We start from the raw sequence: 14,164 nt of genomic DNA on the forward strand, positions 1-14,164 counted from the left end.
CGACGGCACGCTGATCGGGCCGCCTAAAACAACCGCCATCCATGTCGGCGGCGACGACAATGCGCGCAAGGCCTATGTCGACGCGGCGATAAAGGCGTTGAATGATTGCCTGCCGCTCAGCCTTTCGCCGGCGCTGGCGCAAGGCATTCCCGGCAACGTCTTCACGCTGCAATTCAGCTCACCGAAGAAATAGGCGGGCAGACTCGCCGTTTCAGGTCAGGCCGCGCACGCCTGACGCGGTACGCCTGACCTCAGCGTGTTTTTCCAACTCCGGCATCTCGAAGACGTAGTCGCTCCAGGCCGAGTCCGGGATCTGCCCGGCCAGGTAACAATCCAGCAGAAGGTTCTGTTCCGGGGTAAGGGGCCTCGGCGCCAGTTCATGATCCAACCCAAGCGAATGGATCAGGTTCCTGGTCAGGCCAGAGACGGTGAAGTGAATGGACATCTTCAGTCTCCTGGGTGCAGCGCGGATCACATCAAGCCGGAAAACGTCCACCACCGGTCAAAGGTTTCATCAGCAATCCGTGATCGCGACGGCGGCTCGGTTTCTTACGCCGGCTGGCGTTCGGTGCTGTCCGGCCGGCACTGGGTCCACCGATTGAAGGAACGTTATTCGCAGATGACGCGATAGCGCTTGCCGTCTTCGCCGACATTCCTGCAGGTGAGGGGGCTCTGCTCGCCGGATGTCGGGTCGGGCAGATCCCGGCCGAAGGACGGTTTCGTCGAAGCGGGCCTGGAATGGCGCCGGACGGTCGGGCTCGCCGGCAGGCTTGCCGGCGCGCTCGGCGGCGGCGGAAACACATCCGACACGATCTGCCGCGAGGCGGTCGTTCCCGGCGGCGCCTCGTCCCAGACACGCCTGACATCCATCCGGCTTGGAACGATCACCGTGCCGTCGTCGCTTCGCGTGCAGGCGCCCGCTGCAAGCAGCGCCGGGCACAGGACGAAAGCGGCGATTCGATTGAACATTAGCAACACCTCAGGCGCCTTATAATGTGTCGTTGCCCCAATCGCCAACAGGCGGATTACCGCAACCGGCGCCACGATCCTGGTTCTCTCAACGGCATCGAACGGCAGGTGGTTGCGATCCATTATGGTTAGCGGATCGTTAATGCTTGTCAGGCACATTTCCGCGACGAACCGCGAAGGGGGGTTCGGTTGGGATGGCAACAGCATGGCGGACGTGGACAAGACGAGTGGGACTGGCGGCATGCGCGACCCCCTCGACGCAACGGTTGGGCATGACGACGACACGCCCGCCGACGAGGGCGGCGAGCAGCATCTTGCCGATCTCGAACGAACGATGGACGCCATGCGCATGGGCGTCGTGCTTCTGGACGCCCGGCTCGACACGCTGATCATCAACAAAGCCTACCGGGAGTTTTCCAGGATCCCCGACGGGGTGGTGACCATCGGCGCGCCATTCAGCCGCCTCATGGATCTCAATCGCCGCAACGGCATCTATGGCGAGATCGACGAACAGGAGTGGCAGCGCTACCTTGCCAGCCGAATCGCGGAAATTCGTGCCGGTTCCGTCGCGCCGCGCGAGTTCGTCCATGCCGACGGCCGCACGATGATATTCTCGGTGACGGCGTTGTCCGGCGGCAAGCGCCTGTTGACCTACTATGATGTCACCGAGGTCAAGCGCCGAGACGCCGAGATCGAAAGAGCCAATGCCAGGACGGCCGAGACGTTCAGCAATCTCAGCCTTATGGTCGATTCGATGCCGATCGGCGTCATCGTTGTCGATGCCGAATTGCAGGTCGAGGTGATCAACCGGGCCTTCTACGACTTCTGGGAGGTCGATCCGCGGCGCGCTCCAGCCGGCATCTCTTTTCGCGACCTAATGGAAGCCACTCGTGCCGCCGATCCGTTCGGCGGCGAGGAGCGGAACTGGCAAAGCCATGTGGCCGAGCGGGAATCCGAAATCCGCGCCGGCGCCGCAGGCTCCAGGCATTTGCCGCGCAGCGACGGCCGTACGCTGATCGCCTCGCTGGCGCCGCTTCCGGGCGGCAAGCGGCTGATCTCCTATGTCGACATCACCGACGTGAAGCAGCGCGAGACCGAGGCCGAGGACGCGCGCAGGAACCTCGCCACCGTCCTGGAGTCGCTGCCGGCGGGCGTCATCATCTACGACCGCGACGACCGCTTCGTCTTCGCCAACCGCAAGCTGCAGGACACGCTGCCGGCGCTGAAGCCGGCCTGGCAGCCGGGCCGCACATTCCGCGAGGCGTTGTCTCTCGGCCATTCGGTCGGCTATTTCCGCTCGAGCGGCGACACTGAAATCGACGGTCTGTACGGCATCGACACCGAGCGCTGGCTCGACGCCATGCTCATGCGGTACCGTTTGCCAAATTCCGCCTACGAGCGCCTCAACGCCGACGGGCGCTGGTACCAGGTCTATGACATGCGCACCGATGACGGGACGTTCATCGGCGTGCGTGTCGATATCACCGACATCAAGGTCCGCGAAAAGGCGCTGCGCGACTCCATGCGCCAGATCGACCTCTACCGGCACGTGATGGATGAGCTGCCGGTGGCGGCCTTCATCAAGGCCGACGATCTCAGCATGGAATTCGTCAACAAGGCCTGGTGCGCGCTGACTGGATTCGCCAAGGACGAGGTGCTCGGCAAGACGGATCGCGAGCTTTTCGCGTCGGAAGAGGCGGACGGCTTCAGCAATGACGATACCGAAGTCGTGGCAACCGGCGCGGGGCGCGAGGTCGAGGAGGCTGTCACCCATCGCGACGGCACCGTGCGGCAGCTTATGACGCGCAAGAGCCGGCTGGTGGCCATTGACGGGTCGGTGCATCTGGTCGGCTCCAGCACCGACATCACCGACGTCAAGGCGCGCGAGCAGGCGCTTCGGCAGAGCATGAGCGAGAACGAGGTGTTCCGCAGCCTGATCGACAATGTGCCGGTGTCGATCTACGCCAAGCGTTCGGACCTCAGGCAATTCTATGTCAACAAGGGCTGGTGCGATCTCACCGGCTTCAGCAAGGAAGAGGCGATCGGCAAGACCGACGTCGAGATATTCGGCGCCGACGGCGAAGCCTTCGTCGCCGGCGACCTTGCCGTGCTGCGCACCGGCGAAACTCAGGAGATCGAAGAGACGGTGGTGCTGCCGGACGGCAGCGTCAGGCACCAGTTCGCGCGCAAGGGCGCGATGATCGCCTCCGACGGCTCGCTCTATCTCATCGGCTCCACCACCGACATCACCGAGCTCAAGCAGCGCGAGGCCGAGCTCAGCGAAGCACAGCGGCGCGCCGTGCTCGCCGACCGGGCCAAGTCGGAATTCCTCGCCAATATGAGCCACGAGATCCGCACCCCGATGAACGGGGTCCTTGGAATGGCAGAGCTTTTGGCAAAGTCGGACCTCGATCCGAAGCAGAAGACGTTCACCGACATCATCGTCAAATCCGGCAACGCGCTGCTCACCATCATCAACGACATCCTCGATTTCTCCAAGATCGACGCCGGCCAGCTGGTGCTCGACCCGGCGCCGTTCAATCTGGCCGAGGCGATCGAGGATGTGGCGACGCTGGTCTCGACGCGCGCCAAGGAGAAGGACCTCGAGCTCATCGTGCGCATCCAGCCGGGGCTCGAAGGCCAGTTCGTCGGCGATGTCGGCCGTGTCAGGCAGATCGTCACCAACCTGCTCGGCAACGCGGTGAAGTTCACTGATGAGGGCCATGTGCTGGTCGACGTGACAGGCGAGCGGGTTCCCGCGGGAACGAAGCTCACCATTTCCGTGACGGATACCGGCATCGGCATTCCCGAGGACAAGCTGAAGGTGGTGTTCGAGAAGTTCAGCCAGGTCGATACCTCCTCGACCAGGCGGCACGAAGGCACCGGGCTTGGCCTCGCCATCACCTCGCGGCTGGTCGAGATGATGGGCGGCGAGATCGGCGTCGACAGCGCCGAGCGCAAGGGCTCGACCTTCTGGTTCACGGTCACGCTGCCCCGGGCCGAGCAGGGCGGGCAGCGCATCACACCGGTCGACGTCACCGGCGCGCGCGTGCTCGTCGTCGACGACAACGCCGTCAACCGCTCGATCCTGAGCGAGCAGATGGCGTCGTGGACGTTCGATGCCTGCGCGGCCGAAAGCGGCGCCGAAGGGCTTAAGGTGCTGATTGCCGCCGCCGCCTATGGCGTGCCGGTCGATTGCGTCGTGCTCGACTATCAGATGCCGGGCATGACCGGCGCCGAGATGGCGCGCATCGTGCGCAACACGGCGGGCCTGGCGCATACGCCCATCATCATGCTGACCTCGGTCGACCAGTCGCTTGCCAACACGACCTATCGCGACCTCGGCATCGATGCGCAGCTGATCAAGCCGGCGCGCTCCTCCGTCCTTCTGGAAACGCTGGTCGCGACCATCCAGCGTCATCGCCACAGCAGCGCCGCGGCACGACCCGCCGTTGGCGGCAGCCTATCGCAAGCCGCGCCGGCGCAGACGGCGACGTCGGACCGCGCCATGCTGCAGCCGCCGCCCGTGCGTGCGCGCCAACGCCCGGCCGAAGCCGAGCGCGGGCTCGACATCCTCGTTGCCGAGGACAATGAGGTGAACCAGATGGTGTTCACCCAGATCCTTGGCGAGACCGGCTACCGCTTCGAGATCGTCGGCAACGGCCGCAAGGCGCTCGATGCTTTCGGCAAGCTCAATCCGCGCATGATCCTGATGGACGTGTCGATGCCGGAAATGAACGGGCTGGAAGCAACAGGCGCCATTCGCAAGCTCGAGCAGGACATGGGCACGCATGTGCCGATCGTGGGCGTCACGGCGCATGCGCTGAAGGGCGACCGCGAACGCTGCCTCGAGGCCGGCATGGACGATTACCTGCCGAAGCCGATCAGCCCGCGGGCGCTGCTCGAAAAGCTCGAGCGCTGGCTGGGTTCGGATATCGAGACCCGGCGCAGCGCGGGTTAAAGCGAATTTAGCCGGCAGGCGGGCGCAAGGCGTTGACGTATGCGTATGGTGCGATCGCACCATATCAAAGCAAACGCCAAGCTCTGACAATCGTAGCATTGATTCCGCTCTTCGGTTACGGGCGGGAGCAGCGACCGCCAACAAGAAACAGCGTCGACTCTACCCCAACGGACCTGTTTTCGGCGATGGCCACGCCATGATCCGCTCTGGCATGCAGGCAACGCGCTCTCGTCCGGATTTTATTTCCCGGCGGCCGCGATCCGGCCGCCGGGATAATTTTTGATTCAAAAGTCAGACAAGTCGCTGATTCCCGCGGCAAACTCCGGCCGACCCGCAGAGACCGCCGGAAGCCCTTCCGAGCATCCCCGTTCAGGCGTTACCGGGCTGACACGAAACTGTCATGCGACTGTAATAATCGAAGTCTATTGCGCTCACCGGGCGCCGATAGAACGGGTGCCGAAAGACCATCTTCCGAACAGGAGTAGGCCACATGAGACATTTCATCCGCTCTGCGGCCGTTGCGATTGCAATGGCTGCGGCATCAACCCTTAGCATCTCCGCCGCGATGGCAGCCGATATCTCCGGCGCCGGCGCCACCTTCCCCTATCCGATCTATGCGAAGTGGGCCGACGCCTACAAGAAGGAGACCGGCATCGGTCTCAACTACCAGTCGATCGGCTCCGGCGGCGGCATCAAGCAGATCAAGGCCAAGACGGTGACCTTCGGCGCTTCCGACGCGCCGCTGAAGGGCGAGGATCTCAACTCCACCGGGCTCGCGCAGTTCCCGATGGTGATGGGCGGCATCGTTCCGGTCGTCAACCTCGAAGGCGTCAAGCCGGGCGAGCTGGTGCTCGACGGCCCGACGCTGGCCGACATCTTCTCCGGCAAGATCACCAACTGGAACGACGAAGCGATCAAGAAGCTCAACCCGGACGTCAAGCTGCCCGACCAGGCGATCGCGGTCGTGCACCGTTCGGACGGCTCGGGCACCACCTTCAACTTCAGCTACTATCTGGCCGACGTCAGCGCCGACTGGAAGTCGAAGGTCGGCGTCAACACCGCGCTCGAATGGCCGGTGGGCATCGGCGCCAAGGGCAATGAGGGCGTCGCCAACAACGTCTCGCAGACCGGCGGCGCGATCGGCTATGTCGAATATGCCTATGCCAAGCAGAACAAGCTGACCTACACCGACCTGATCAACAAGGACGGCAAGAAGGTCGAGCCGACCGCCGCCGCCTTCTCGGCCGCCGCGGCCAATGCCGACTGGAACTCGCAGCCGGGCTACGGCGTCATCCTGGCCAACCAGGCCGGCGCCGAAACCTGGCCGATGACGTCGGCCACCTGGATCCTCGTCTACAAGAAGCCCGACGATGCCGCCGCCACCGGCGAGGCGCTCAAGTTCTTCGCCTGGTCCTACGCCAAGGGCGACGAGCTGGCCGCCAGCCTGGACTATGTTCCGATGCCCGACGCGGTCGTGAAGAGCGTCGAGGAAATGTGGGGCAAGGATATCGTCGACGCGAACGGCAAGCCGCTCTATTCCGGCATGTAATCTGACGAACAAGGGAGGGCGCTTCCGGCGCCCTCCTGTCTCTTTCGAAATGCGAGGGGCTAAATGAGTGCCGTTTCCGAAGCCGCGACATCGTCCGCCATGCGGACCAGGGAAGCGACAGTGCGCCGCTTTGCCTTCACCGACATGGTCTTCCGGGCGGCTACGCGCGCTTCCGCCATCCTCGTGCTGGTTCTGCTCGGCGGGGTCGCCATCTCGCTGATCGCCGGATCGTGGGAAGCGCTGTCGAAATTCGGCATATCCTTCCTTTCGACCGAATCCTGGAACCCGGTCACCGAGAATTTCGGCGCGCTGGCGCCCATCTACGGCACTATCGTCACCTCGGCCATCGCCATCATCATCGCCGTGCCGATCGGCATCGGCATCGCCGTCTTCCTGACCGAGCTTTGCCCCCGCCCTCTCAGGCGCCCTATCGGCATCGCCGTCGAGCTTCTGGCCGGCATTCCCTCGATCATCTACGGCATCTGGGGCCTGTTCGTCTTCGCGCCCTTTCTGCAGACGACGATCCAGCCCTTCATCATCTGGCTCTTCAAGGGCATCCCCGGCCTCAACAGCCTGTTTGCCGGCCCGCCCTACGGCATCGGCCTGCTGACCTCCTCCCTGATCCTGGCCATCATGGTGCTGCCCTTCATCACCTCGATCACCAAGGACGTGTTCGACACGGTGCCGGCGGTGTTGAAGGAATCGGCATACGGTATCGGCTGCACGACCTGGGAGGTGACGCGGCGCGTGACCATTCCCTACACCCGCGTCGGCATCATGGGCGGCGTCATGCTCGGCCTCGGCCGCGCGCTCGGCGAGACGATGGCCGTCACCTTCGTCATCGGCAACGCGCATCGCATCAGCGCCTCGCTGTTCGCGCCGGGCACGACGATCTCGGCGACGATCGCCAACGAGTTCACCGAGGCCGATGGCGCGATCTACACCTCCTCGCTGGTGGCTCTCGGCCTGATCCTGTTCATAATAACCTTCATCATCCTGGCGCTCGCACGCTACATGCTGCTGCGCATCGATAGCCGCACGGGAGCCTGACCGATGGCGACTGCCGCATCAATTCACCAGAGCCGCAAGCGCAAGAATGCCGTGATGATGGCGCTGTGCGTCATCGCCGCCGGCATCGGCCTTGCCTGGCTGGCGCTGATCCTCGGCGCCCTGCTCTACAAGGGGCTCTCCGGGGTGTCGCTGGCCGTGTTCACCCAGATGACGCCGCCGCCGGGCGATGCCGGCGGCCTGCTCAACGCCATCTACGGCAGCATCGTGATGACCATCATCGGCATCTTCGTCGGCACGCCGATCGGCGTGCTGGCCGGCACCTACATGGCCGAGTATGGCCGCTTCTCGAAGCTCACCACGGTGGTGCGCTTCATCAACGACATCCTGTTGTCGGCCCCTTCGATCATCGTCGGCCTGTTCGTCTATGAGCTGATGGTGCGGCCGATGGGGCACTTCTCGGCCATCGCCGGCGCCGTCGCGCTGTCCATCCTGGTGATCCCCGTCGTGGTGCGCACCACCGAGGACATGCTGAACCTCGTGCCCAACGCGCTGCGCGAGGCAGGCACCGCCATCGGCGCGCCGCGCTGGGTGGTGATCCGCTCCGTCGCCTACCGCGCGGCGCTGTCCGGCATCGTGACCGGCATATTGCTGGCGATCGCCCGCATCTCCGGCGAGACGGCGCCGCTGCTCTTCACCGCGCTCAACAACCAGTTCTGGTCGAGCAATCTCAATGCCCCGATGGCCAGCCTGCCGGTGACCATCTTCCAGTTCGCTCTCAGCCCTTACGAGGAATGGCAGCAGCTGGCCTGGACGGGCGCACTCATGATCACCTTGACGGTTCTCGGGCTGAGCATCATCGCCCGCAGCCTAACCGGACGCAGAGAGGACAGATGAAACCGATGTTGTCCACCGACCTGAACGTAGCCGACACGACCGTCGAGAAGGCCAAGATCGAGGTCAAGAACCTCAACTTCTACTATGGCCAGTCGAAGGCGCTGAAGGACATCAACCTGTCGCTGCCCGAGCGCAGCGTGACCGCCTTCATCGGCCCGTCGGGCTGCGGGAAGTCGACGCTGCTGCGCGTCTTGAACCGCATCTACGAGCTTTATCCGAAGCAGAGCGCCGAGGGCCAGGTGCTGCTCGACGGCAAGAACATCCTCGATCGCTCGCAGGACCTCAACCTGCTCAGGACCAAGATCGGCATGGTGTTCCAGAAGCCGACGCCGTTCCCGATGTCGATCTACGAGAACATCGCCTTCGGCGTCAGGCTCTATGAGAAGATCAGCAAGGCCGAGATGGACAGCCGCGTCGAGTCGGCGCTGAAGCGCGCCGCACTCTGGAACGAGGTTAAGGACAAGCTCAACGCCAGCGGCCAGAGCCTCTCGGGCGGCCAGCAGCAGCGCCTTTGCATCGCCCGCACCGTCGCGGTGAAGCCGGAGGTCATCCTGCTCGACGAACCGGCCTCGGCGCTCGATCCGCTCTCGACCGCCAAGATCGAGGAGCTGATCGACGAATTGCAGGCCGACTACACGATCGTCATCGTCACCCACAACATGCAGCAGGCGGCGCGCGTGTCGCGGCAGACGGCGTTCATGTATCTGGGCGAGCTGGTGGAATTCGACCGGACCGAGAAGATATTCACCTCGCCCCGCGAGAAGCGCACCCAGGACTACATCACCGGCCGCTTCGGCTGAGCTCATACGAGGACAACATCATGGCCGAACATACCGTCGCCTCGTTCGACGAGGATCTGAGGCAGATCAGCCGGCTCATCAACGACATGGGCGATCTCGCCGGCTCCATGGTCGGCGGCTCGACCAGGGCCCTGCTCGAAAGCGACAATGCGCTGGCGCAGCGCGTCGTCTCCGACGATGCCATCATGGACGCGCGTCAGCGCGAGCTTGACGACCGCGCCATCACGCTGATCGCCAAGCGCCAGCCGATGGCGGACGATCTTCGCCACGTGGTCGGCTCGATACGCATGGCGGGCGACCTCGAACGCATCGGCGATCTCGCCAAGAACATCGCCAAGCGCGTCGGGTCAGTCGGCGTCAGCACCGCCCCGCGCGACCTCACGCATTCGATCGATTCCATGGCGCAACTGGTGCTGATCCAGGTCCAGGGCGTGATTCAGGAATATACGGTGGGTGATGCCACGGCGCTGGCCAAGCTTCGCAACGACGACGAACGCATCGACGTCAAATACACCTCCGTCTTCCGCGAGCTGTTGACCTACATGATGGAAGATCCGCGCAACATCACCGCTTGCACTCATCTTCTGTTCTGCGCCAAGAACCTCGAGCGCATCGGTGACCATGTGACCAACATCGCCGAGAACGCCTATTATGTGCTGACCGGCACGCAATTGCCCGCCAACCGTCCCAAGCAGGACGAGACGGCAATGTCGGCGCCGGCCGCCTGACGGAAAAGGTTACCCCGATGATCGCGCCACGCATCATGGTGGTGGAGGACGAGGAGCCGCTGGGGGTGCTGCTTCGCTACAATCTCGAATCCGAGGGTTACCAGGTGGAAGTGGTGACCCGCGGCGACGAGGCCGAAATCCGCCTTCAGGAAAATGTTCCCGACCTGCTCGTGCTCGACTGGATGGTGCCGGCGGTCTCCGGCATCGAGCTCTGCCGGCGTCTCAGGATGCGGCCCGAGACCGAGCGGCTGCCGATCATCATGCTGACCGCGCGCGGTGAAGAAAGCGATCGGGTTCGAGGTTTGTCCACCGGCGCCGACGACTATCTGGTCAAGCCGTTCTCGACGCCGGAGTTCATGGCGCGCGTCAAGGCGCTGCTGCGCCGCGCCAAGCCGGAGGTGCTGTCCAGCGTGCTCAAGGTCGGCGACATCGTGCTCGACCGCGAATCGCACCGCGTCTACCGCAAGAAGAGCGAGATCAGGCTGGGCCCGACCGAGTTCCGCCTGCTCGAGTTCATGATGCGGCATCCCGGCCGCGTGTTCTCGCGCAGCCAGCTACTCGACAATGTCTGGGGCGAGACGATCTATATCGACGAGCGCACGGTGGACGTGCATGTCGGCCGCCTGCGCAAGGCCGTCAACAACGGCCGCATGCCGGACGTCATCCGCACCATCCGCGGGGCGGGTTATGCAATCCGGGAAGACTAGGGATATGCTGATATTCAGGTGAGGCCGGCCTGCGAATGGCGGCTTCCTGCGCTTCCGGTACTCACGTACCAAAAAGTACGCTCCGTTCCGGTTCTCGGAACCCACCATTCTCGACTCGGCCTGACCTGAATCTCAGCATATCCCGGCGCTTGAGCTTGCGGCTTATGCGACGTGCTTGCCCGCTCTTGCCTGGACACCCGGCGCGAAGATCTCCTGATCGACGAAGGTCAGCGCGCGGGTGGCGCAGCCTTCGCGGATCAGCGGCAGCTCGTTCGGCTCGGTGTCGAAGGAGATCGAGCTCGAGTGCTGGCCGCCGGCGGTCTGGGCGATCGCCTCCCTCAGCGCCGGCTCGATCAGGTCGAAGGCGGCCGCGCTGACGCCGACCATGGCGACCGGCGCCGGGTCGATGAGGGCGAACAGGCTGCCAAGACCGAAGCCCAGCGCCTCGCCGGCCCGACGATAAGCTTCCCGTTCGGGGCCGTCCTCCTGCCGGGCCTTTGCGGCCAGCGCGCGCATGTCGGCGTCGCCGATGTCGGTCGGCGCGGCGTCCTCGCTTATCCCCATGGCGCTGCGCCAGATGGCGTAGTTGCCGGCATAGGCCTCGACGCAGCCGCGGCGGCCGCAGCGGCAAAGCGCGCCGCCCGGACGATGGATCATGTGGCCGAACTCGCCGCCGGAGGAATGCGTGCCGGTGAACAATTCGCCCTTCAGCACCAGGCCCATGCCGATGCCGTGCGAGAGCAGGATGGCTATGAAATTGTCGCGATAGCGCTCGGGATCGCGCCATCGCAGCGCCACCGCCATCATGTTGCAGTCGTTCTCCATGGTGGCGGGGATGCCGAATTCCCTCTCCAGGATGTCGGCGAACGGAATGTCGGTCAGCGGCGTGATCGGCGACCATAGCATGGCGCGCGCGTGGGAATCGGTGATGCCTTGAATGCCCATGGCGATGCGGGCGACGCTGCCCACGTCGAGATCGGGATCCTGCAGCCGGCGCCGGACGATCGCCAGGCACTCGCCGATCAGCTCGTCGCGCGGCATGACGAGCGTGTCCAGGCGCCGCTGTTCCTCGGCGATCACCTGGCCGGCATAGTCGATGACGGCGACCGACAGGAAGTTCAGCGACAGCACCACCGTCAGCACCGCGGCGGCTTCGGGATTCAGCGCCAGGCCGATCTGCGGCCGGCCGCGTTTCAACGCCGTCGGCTCGCTGGCCTTGCTCTCGGTGAGGATGCCCTCCTGGATCAGATCGGCGGAGATCGCCGAAATGGTCGAGTGGCTGAGGCCGGTGGTGGCGGCAATTTCCGTCCGCGATGGCTGGCCGGCGCGGCGCACGGCCGAAATCACCATGGCGCGGTTGCGCCGGCGCAAATCGTCGTGACGGATTCCGACCGACATCGTCTCGCACGTCCTCCCCGGTCATCGCGGCCTTGTGATGATGCCATGGCCTGTCGCTGACACGCTAAGGATAGTGGCAGAAGCCAAAGCCGATGTCATTATTTATTGCGGACTCCGAAAAAAATGCCTGGACCCATCAAATGCCATCAGAATGTCGGTTGACAGCTTCATTTCGCTGGACCACTATTTTTTTGAGGCTCGAAAAAAAGCCTCTTATGCCGGCCTTCGGGCCAGTCTGGGTCGCGCCGCACAAGGCGCAGGGAGGATATCATGAAAAAATTCGCAGCCGCCATTCTGGCGGGCGTAGCCATGTCGCTGACGCTGGCTTCGGTCGCCGAGGCGAAGGACAAGGTGATCGGCGTCTCGTGGTCGAATTTCCAGGAAGAGCGCTGGAAGACCGACGAAGCGGCGATGAAGGCCGCAATCGAGGCCGCCGGCGACAAGTATATTTCGGCCGACGCGCAGTCCAATCCGGGCAAGCAGCTGACCGACGTCGAAAGCCTGATCTCGCAGGGCGCCAATTCGCTGATCATCCTGGCGCAGGATGCCTCGGCAATCGGCCCGGCGGTGCAGAAGGCGCTCGATGAGGGCATCCCGGTCGTCGGCTACGACCGCCTGATCGAGAACAAGGACGTTTTCTACCTGACCTTCGACAACAAGGAAGTCGGCCGTATGCAGGCCCGTGAGGTGTTTAAGGCCAAGCCGGAAGGCAACTACGTCTTCATCAAGGGCTCGGGTTCCGATCCGAACGCCGACTTCCTGTTCTCGGGTTCCATGGAAGTGCTGAAAGAGGCGATCGACAGCGGCAAGATCAAGAATGTCGGCGAGGCCTATACCGACGGCTGGCTGCCCGCCAACGCGCAGAAGAACATGGAGCAGTTCCTGACCGCCAACGACAACAAGGTCGACGCGGTCGTGGCCGCCAATGACGGCACCGCCGGCGGCGTCGTCGCGGCGCTGACGGCGCAAGGGCTGGCCGGCACCGTTCCGGTCTCGGGCCAGGACGGCGACCACGCGGCGCTCAACCGCATCGCGCTCGGCACGCAGACCGTGTCGGTGTGGAAGGACGCGCGCGAGCTCGGCAAGAACGCCGCCGAGATCGCCTCGCAGCTCGCCGACGGCAAGAAGATGGGCGACATCGCCGGCGCCAAGGACTTCACGACGCCTGGCGGCAACACCGTCAAGTCGCTGTTCCTGACCCCGATCGCGATCACCAAGGACAATCTCAACCTCGTCATCGACGCCGGCTGGATCAAGAAGGACGAAGTCTGCGCTGGCGTTGCCGCCGGCAGCGTCAAGGTCTGCAACTAAGCTCGCCGACACTAGACCAAAAACCTTGCGCCGCGGCCTGAAAGCCGCGGCGTTTTCTCGAAGATTACCGTTCCGCCTCGAGCGGATAGCTTCTAGGCTTGCTCCGGCATCCGCGCCAGACGGGCAGGCCGGCAGGAGGAATTCATGACCGACACGACGTCCACCCAACCGGCAGACACCGCGCGTGCCTCGGAGCTGGGCACCGTCGCCCGGTTCCTGAAGGCAACCGAGCTGGACACCCGCATGCTCGGGATGATCGGCGCGCTGCTCCTGATCTGGGTCGGACTGCATGTGATCTCCAGCCTGCGGCTTGGCGTCAATCCGCTCGACTTCGACAGCCGCACCTTTCTGACGCCGCGCAATCTCTGGAACCTGTCGGTGCAGACTTCGGCCGTGGCGATCATGGCCTCCGGCATGGTGCTGGTCATCGTCATGCGCAACATCGACCTGTCGGTCGGATCGGCCGAAGGGGTGATCGGCATGGTCATGGGTTTTGCCCAGGTGCATTTCCTGGTCCGCTTCGTCGGGCTTGAGCTCGGTAACCCGTGGATCTGGGTCCTGGCGCTGCTGATCGGCCTGGCGCTCGGCCTCCTCATCGGCGCCTTCCAGGGCTTCGTCATCGCCTATCTCGAAGTGCCGGCCTTCATCGTCACGCTGGGGGGTCTGCTGGTCTGGCGGGGCGCTGCCTGGTGGGTCACCAGCGGCCAGACCGTCGCGCCGCTTGACGCCACGTTCCAGCTGATGGGCGGCGGCCCGGCGGGCTCGATCGGCGCCAAATGGAGCTGGGTCGTCGGCATCGTCGCCTGCCTGGCGGTCATTTTCATGCACTATAACGG

Annotated in this window: 11 protein-coding genes and 2 pseudogenes; 10 read left to right on the forward strand and 3 right to left on the reverse strand. The window is 64.2% G+C overall.

What is annotated here, in order from left to right:
- A pseudogene (locus EOA24_RS10560) lies at positions 1 to 193 on the forward strand (hypothetical protein); the annotation flags it as partial.
- 18 nt (positions 194 to 211) lie between these two features.
- Here the strand turns inward: EOA24_RS10560 and EOA24_RS10565 are convergent.
- Positions 212 to 445, reverse strand: coding sequence for a hypothetical protein (locus EOA24_RS10565; RefSeq protein ID WP_126080868.1), 234 nt, complete (start codon positions 443 to 445; stop codon positions 212 to 214).
- A gap of 164 nt (positions 446 to 609) precedes the next feature.
- A complete protein-coding gene (locus EOA24_RS10570; RefSeq protein WP_126080869.1) occupies positions 610 to 969 on the reverse strand; it encodes a hypothetical protein in 360 nt (119 codons plus the stop codon).
- Between the two features lie 205 nt (positions 970 to 1,174).
- On the opposite strand from EOA24_RS10570, the gene EOA24_RS10575 reads away from it, so the two are divergent.
- From EOA24_RS10575 to phoB, 7 genes are all read left to right on the forward strand, one after another.
- Complete coding sequence (locus EOA24_RS10575) at positions 1,175 to 4,930, forward strand: PAS-domain containing protein (RefSeq protein WP_126080870.1); 3,756 nt, start codon at positions 1,175 to 1,177, stop codon at positions 4,928 to 4,930.
- Between the two features lie 490 nt (positions 4,931 to 5,420).
- Positions 5,421 to 6,479 carry a phosphate ABC transporter substrate-binding protein PstS gene (gene pstS, locus EOA24_RS10580; protein ID WP_042641603.1) on the forward strand — a complete coding sequence of 353 codons (1,059 nt, stop codon included), beginning with the start codon at positions 5,421 to 5,423 and terminating at the stop codon, positions 6,477 to 6,479.
- Between the two features lie 63 nt (positions 6,480 to 6,542).
- Entirely contained in the window at positions 6,543 to 7,529 is a 987-nt protein-coding gene (pstC, locus tag EOA24_RS10585; RefSeq protein ID WP_042641604.1) for a phosphate ABC transporter permease subunit PstC, read from the forward strand.
- Positions 7,530 to 7,532: 3 nt separating this feature from the next.
- The gene (pstA, locus tag EOA24_RS10590; RefSeq protein WP_126080871.1) at positions 7,533 to 8,384 is read left to right on the forward strand and encodes a phosphate ABC transporter permease PstA; all 852 of its coding nucleotides are present in this window, start codon (positions 7,533 to 7,535) and stop codon (positions 8,382 to 8,384) included.
- On the forward strand, positions 8,381 to 9,184 hold the full coding sequence (gene pstB / locus EOA24_RS10595) for a phosphate ABC transporter ATP-binding protein PstB (protein WP_112129583.1): 804 nt from the start codon (positions 8,381 to 8,383) through the stop codon (positions 9,182 to 9,184). The genes pstA and pstB overlap by 4 nt, the downstream gene beginning before the upstream one ends.
- A gap of 20 nt (positions 9,185 to 9,204) precedes the next feature.
- The gene (gene phoU / locus EOA24_RS10600) at positions 9,205 to 9,912 is read left to right on the forward strand and encodes a phosphate signaling complex protein PhoU (RefSeq protein WP_042641610.1); all 708 of its coding nucleotides are present in this window, start codon (positions 9,205 to 9,207) and stop codon (positions 9,910 to 9,912) included.
- A 17-nt stretch (positions 9,913 to 9,929) separates the two neighbouring features.
- Positions 9,930 to 10,619, forward strand: coding sequence for a phosphate regulon transcriptional regulator PhoB (phoB, locus tag EOA24_RS10605; protein ID WP_010911896.1), 690 nt, complete (start codon positions 9,930 to 9,932; stop codon positions 10,617 to 10,619).
- Positions 10,620 to 10,781: 162 nt separating this feature from the next.
- Here phoB and EOA24_RS10610 read toward each other — a convergent pair whose 3' ends face one another.
- Positions 10,782 to 12,017, reverse strand: coding sequence for an ROK family protein (locus tag EOA24_RS10610; RefSeq protein ID WP_126080872.1), 1,236 nt, complete (start codon positions 12,015 to 12,017; stop codon positions 10,782 to 10,784).
- A 270-nt stretch (positions 12,018 to 12,287) separates the two neighbouring features.
- On the opposite strand from EOA24_RS10610, the gene xylF reads away from it, so the two are divergent.
- Positions 12,288 to 13,328: a D-xylose ABC transporter substrate-binding protein gene (gene xylF / locus EOA24_RS10615; RefSeq protein ID WP_126080873.1), complete on the forward strand. Its 1,041-nt coding sequence runs from the start codon at positions 12,288 to 12,290 to the stop codon at positions 13,326 to 13,328.
- Positions 13,329 to 13,472: 144 nt separating this feature from the next.
- A pseudogene (locus EOA24_RS10620) lies at positions 13,473 to 14,164 on the forward strand (sugar ABC transporter permease); the annotation flags it as partial.

The sequence above is a fragment of the Mesorhizobium sp. M2A.F.Ca.ET.039.01.1.1 genome, assembly GCF_003998035.1.
In the GTDB taxonomy this organism is placed as follows: domain Bacteria; phylum Pseudomonadota; class Alphaproteobacteria; order Rhizobiales; family Rhizobiaceae; genus Mesorhizobium.

Bases quoted from the DNA above. Each gene is read 5' to 3' on its own strand.
- EOA24_RS10565 (WP_126080868.1), bottom strand. From the start codon at position 445: ATGTCCATTCACTTCACCGTCTCTGGCCTGACCAGGAACCTGATCCAT.
- EOA24_RS10570 (WP_126080869.1), bottom strand. From the start codon at position 969: ATGTTCAATCGAATCGCCGCTTTCGTCCTGTGCCCGGCGCTGCTTGCA.
- EOA24_RS10575 (WP_126080870.1), top strand. From the start codon at position 1,175: ATGGCGGACGTGGACAAGACGAGTGGGACTGGCGGCATGCGCGACCCC.
- pstS (WP_042641603.1), top strand. From the start codon at position 5,421: ATGAGACATTTCATCCGCTCTGCGGCCGTTGCGATTGCAATGGCTGCG.
- pstC (WP_042641604.1), top strand. From the start codon at position 6,543: ATGAGTGCCGTTTCCGAAGCCGCGACATCGTCCGCCATGCGGACCAGG.
- pstA (WP_126080871.1), top strand. From the start codon at position 7,533: ATGGCGACTGCCGCATCAATTCACCAGAGCCGCAAGCGCAAGAATGCC.
- pstB (WP_112129583.1), top strand. From the start codon at position 8,381: ATGAAACCGATGTTGTCCACCGACCTGAACGTAGCCGACACGACCGTC.
- phoU (WP_042641610.1), top strand. From the start codon at position 9,205: ATGGCCGAACATACCGTCGCCTCGTTCGACGAGGATCTGAGGCAGATC.
- phoB (WP_010911896.1), top strand. From the start codon at position 9,930: ATGATCGCGCCACGCATCATGGTGGTGGAGGACGAGGAGCCGCTGGGG.
- EOA24_RS10610 (WP_126080872.1), bottom strand. From the start codon at position 12,017: ATGTCGGTCGGAATCCGTCACGACGATTTGCGCCGGCGCAACCGCGCC.
- xylF (WP_126080873.1), top strand. From the start codon at position 12,288: ATGAAAAAATTCGCAGCCGCCATTCTGGCGGGCGTAGCCATGTCGCTG.